Source organism: Dactylosporangium sp. NPDC051541 (assembly GCF_044454505.1).
Classification (GTDB): domain Bacteria; phylum Actinomycetota; class Actinomycetes; order Mycobacteriales; family Micromonosporaceae; genus Dactylosporangium.
On the sequence record NZ_JBITDU010000052.1, the window covers coordinates 1 to 4,097 of the forward strand.

Below are 4,097 nucleotides of genomic sequence, written 5' to 3' on the forward strand. Positions count from 1 at the left end.
CAGTCGGGATGCTCAGCCCAATCCGATACGAGCAAGCCCTGACAGGCACAGCGAACGCTGCTTAAAGACCTGTCCACTGTTCGGGGGGAACCTCATGTGTCCCAGCGGCATCGCCATGAGTACGCCGCAGACCTTCCCCATGGCCTCCCGACCGCCCGCAATAAGACGCCCGAGGAGTTCCCAGTCGCCCGAAGGCGCCGGTGCGCACCGCGCCCGACCCATATCCACCAGCTTTGAGTCGGTGACCGAGTTAGGACGTAACAACGCCGGTTCCTCTCGTACTCCTCTCCACCACGCTTGCCGAACCCGCGCCATCTGGCAGTACTGGCACGTCCCGGCGTTGTCAGGGCTGCTCCCACCCTCCCCAGCACCACCCGGATCAGGCTGCCCCCAGCTCCACCGCCCTGCTGCGACAGGGCCAGCGACGGAGGTCTTCCACCTCCGTTCGGATCAACAGCGCCTCACGGCGCAAACTGCGCGTCGGTCAGATCGTGTCGCCTCGCCACCGCTAGGGTGCCCACGAGGTCTCCGGTGTTCAGTTCTGTCTTGGTCGACGAACCTTCTACCGGGAACCTCGCTCCATGTCGATCTCCGACACACCCAACCGCCGGCGGATATCAACGCCGACTTTGAGACGCTCCCTAGTTCCGTGCTCGTGGGCTGTCGATTGGATGTCCAGTTCTGCGAAGAGTCGTGGCGGGCAACCGCAGCTGGGCATGCCGGCGCGGGCAAGCGGGTCATGTCCGCGAGCACGGCATGATCGGGATCAGCTTGATGTTGGCGTGATCACCGCAGCATGCGGCAGCGTCAGCGACGAGGCGTTCAGCAGTCTCTCGCGCGGTGAGGGCTGAGGTGTCGAACCACCAGCCTAGATCAGCGAAGTCGCGCCGCATGTCGGTCTCCAGTTGCTGGTAGCCGCCGAAGAAGAACTGGTCGTCAGGGTTGCGGTGCAGATTGCGGTACGTGCAGGCGTCGATGCCGGGCGCAAGGATGACGAGCCGGACCGGGCGCGGCGCCAGCAGGCCGAGCATGAAATCGAGCTCGGCGCGGTTGGCCACCACGGTGTCGACCAGCACCGTGAAGCCGTAGTCGACGAAGTTGTTGGCCAGCGAGCACATATTGCGCTTGCACAGTTCCGCCTGTCGCGCCGACTCGTCGGCCGGCTGGCATTGGAACCCGACCCGCCCGCTCACGAGCATCATGTTCATCTCGTCGCCGGTGATTCGAGCGGCCCGCGGCAGCAGTCCGGCCGCCAGCGCGGTCACGGTCGACTTCCCAGCGCCCGGCATTCCCGTCACCAGCACACAACCGTCCAGCTGCGCGGCGTCCATGGCCAGCAGACTGCCAAGGATCAGCAGTACAAAGCAATCGGAATTCTAAGAACGAATCTCAATCTTGGTTTACGCAAATGCCGCGGCGGGAGTGCTGGCATTCATCGAGGCCGGTGACGCACCGTAGTACATGGCTGCGTTTCCTGTCTTCAGCGCTCATCTCGAGCCTTCGGGTGAGCTTGTTTTGCGGGCTGCTGTCGCGGCCTACTTGGGTCGCTACTGCGGCCTGACTCGGGCAGCACAGCGAGTCCGACCTGCGGGTCTTCCTTCACGGGTGCGCCGACCACGAGCTCGATCCGCTCGCCACGGTCCGGATCGGCATCGAACGGTATGTGCGCTGGTTGCAGGATGTGCGCTGCTACCAGCCGTCTACCGTCTCCCGTCGCCTGTCGATCGTGACCGGCTTCTGCCGGACCTGCGTCATCGAGGGCATCCTGCCGCAATCACCGGCCGACTACGTCCGGCGGCCGAACGTTCCCGCTGCTTCACCAACGCTCGGGCCCGGACATCTGCAGTTCGAGGCCCTGATCACCACCGCCCGGCGGTCGGCAAAAGTCCGAATGACTTCGCGCTCATCGCGCTGCTCGGCCCGCTCGGGCTCCGGATCTTCGAAGCCTGCGGTTCGAAGATCACCGACCTCGGCAAAGGACACGGCCACCGCGTCCTACGGGTCCGCGGCAAGGGCGGCAAGGTCGTCTTCGTCCCGCTACCGCCCGCTGTGGCCCGGGCAGTCGAGCGCGCTGTCGGTGACCGCTGCGACGGGCCGACCCTGTGCAACATGCGTGGCGGGCGCATGGACCGCCACGCATCCTTCTGGCGGCTCAGACATCTGGCCGCGGCGGCCGGCGTCCGCATGCCACAGATGCACCCGAACATGCGCCGCCACACATTCGTCCCGACCATGCTTGACGCCGGCGTCAGCCTCCGCGACGTCCAGATCGCCGCCCGCCACGCCGACCCGCGCACGACGATGCGGTACAACCGAGCCCGCAACAGCCTCGACCGCCACCCCAATTGCATCCTCGCCGCCTACATAGCCTCCGGAACCTGACCCCGCGGTTCACGACATGCCGAAGACGGTGCATGCGATCTTGTGTCGATGCATCGTGTCGCTGTTGTGGCCGACGGGCGGCTGGGCGTGGCTTGTGGGCGTGCGGTTCGTTCAGGATGGGATACCGTCCCCACGCGCGCGGTCGAATGTGGCGGCAGAGGGACAGGGGAGGTGGACGGTGCCGTTGTCCGCGGGACGCGTTCGGACTGGTCGGCGTAAGACTGGAGACCTGATGACGAACAAATGGGCAGGACTGGCCGCGCTACTGGCCGGATTCTTCGTCATCCTCCTCGATTCGACGATCGTGGCGGTCGCGAGCCCGCGTATCCAGCGGGACCTGCACGCAAGCACTCCGGGGCTGTTCTGGGTGACCGCCGGGTATCTGCTGGCGCTCTCGGTTCCGTTGCTCGTTGCCGGGCGACTCGGGGACCGCTACGACCCCAAACGGGTGTTCCTCGCCGGAATCGGGGGTTTCGCCGGGGCGTCGGCGCTGTGCGGACTGGCGCCATCAGTTGGCTGGCTTGTGCTGTTCCGGGTTGTCCAAGGGCTCGCGGCGGCCGCGATGGCACCCCAGGCGCTCACGCTCATTCGTCGGCTGTTCAGCGCCGAGGAGCGCGGGCGGGCGCTCGGCCTGTGGGGCACGGTCGCGTCGGCGGGCGCGCTGCTGGGGCCCCTCCTCGGGGGGCTGCTGACCGCGGCCCTCGACTGGCGATGGATCTTTCTGGTGAACGTCCCGGTCTGCTGTGCCGCGCTCCTGCTGGGGCTGCGGTGGATTCCCGGCAGCCGGGGCCACGCCGCAAGCCTCGACCTTCTGGGAGCGTTGCTCAGCACCGCGGGGCTCGGAGTGCTTGTCTGGGCACTGCTCGCGTGGCGCGACACCCCGGCGCCTGCGATCGCCGCCGCTGGAGCGATCGCGGTGACGTTGCTGGCCGGTTTCGTGACTCGGCAGCGCCGGATCGGTGCGGCGGCGCTGGCCCCGCCGGCCGTGTTCGGTTCGGCCGGGTTTCTCGCGGCGAGCGCGGCGGTGGCGGCCCTGGGTACCGTCGTCATCGCGATGGCCTTGCCGACGATGCTGTACCTGCAGGAGGTGCGGGGGCTGGGACCGTTGGAGGCCGCGCTGGTGATGACCCCGGACGCCGTAGCCGCGGCCCTGTTGTCACCAGTGGCCGGTCGATGGGTAGACCGCGTCGGACCACGCCGGCCGGCGATCCTGGGGATGGCCCTCCTCGCCGCCAGCCTGATGCTCATCTGGCTCGTCGTCGTGCTGGGCATCGACCCCTGGTGGGCCGCGGCCGGGGCACTGGTGCTCGGCATCGCGAACGCCGTCGCCTGGTCGCCGCTGTCGGTCGCTGCCATGGCCTCGGTGAACGACGCCGATGCCGGCGCGGCCTCCGGAGTGTTCAGCACGATCAGGCAGGTCGCCGCCGTCACCGGCGTGGCGGTCAGCGGCGCAATCCTAGCCGGTTTGCGCACGGCTCCCATCGTGGCGTTCAGCGCGGTGTTCGCGCTCATGACCGTGATCGCGACTGCCGGTATCTTCGCCGCAATCCGTTTGCCGAGGCCGTCCATAGAGGCCTATCCCGGAAGCGAGAGTGCCGCCACGGCTCAAAGTCACCACGACTAATACTGCAACGGCGGGTCGTGTCCTACGGCGGTTCGAGTCGTTTGCGGTAATGAGCGGCTCGGGCCTGTGCTTGCCTGCGTCTACGCCATCG

The 4,097-nt window shown here is 67.4% G+C and carries 3 protein-coding genes; 2 read left to right on the top strand and 1 reads right to left on the bottom strand.

Annotated features, from left to right (window positions below; translation table 11 throughout):
- Positions 1-737: 737 nt before the first annotated feature.
- The gene (locus ACIA8L_RS56295) at positions 738-1,331 is read right to left on the bottom strand and encodes an AAA family ATPase (protein ID WP_395918526.1); all 594 of its coding nucleotides are present in this window, start codon (positions 1,329-1,331) and stop codon (positions 738-740) included.
- Between the two features lie 130 nt (positions 1,332-1,461).
- Between ACIA8L_RS56295 and ACIA8L_RS56300 the strand changes: the two genes are divergently transcribed.
- Positions 1,462-2,382, top strand: a complete 921-nt coding sequence (locus ACIA8L_RS56300) for a tyrosine-type recombinase/integrase (protein ID WP_395918528.1) — start codon at positions 1,462-1,464, stop codon at positions 2,380-2,382.
- A gap of 232 nt (positions 2,383-2,614) precedes the next feature.
- The gene (locus tag ACIA8L_RS56305) at positions 2,615-4,006 is read left to right on the top strand and encodes an MFS transporter (RefSeq protein WP_395918529.1); all 1,392 of its coding nucleotides are present in this window, start codon (positions 2,615-2,617) and stop codon (positions 4,004-4,006) included.
- Positions 4,007-4,097 lie beyond the last annotated feature (91 nt).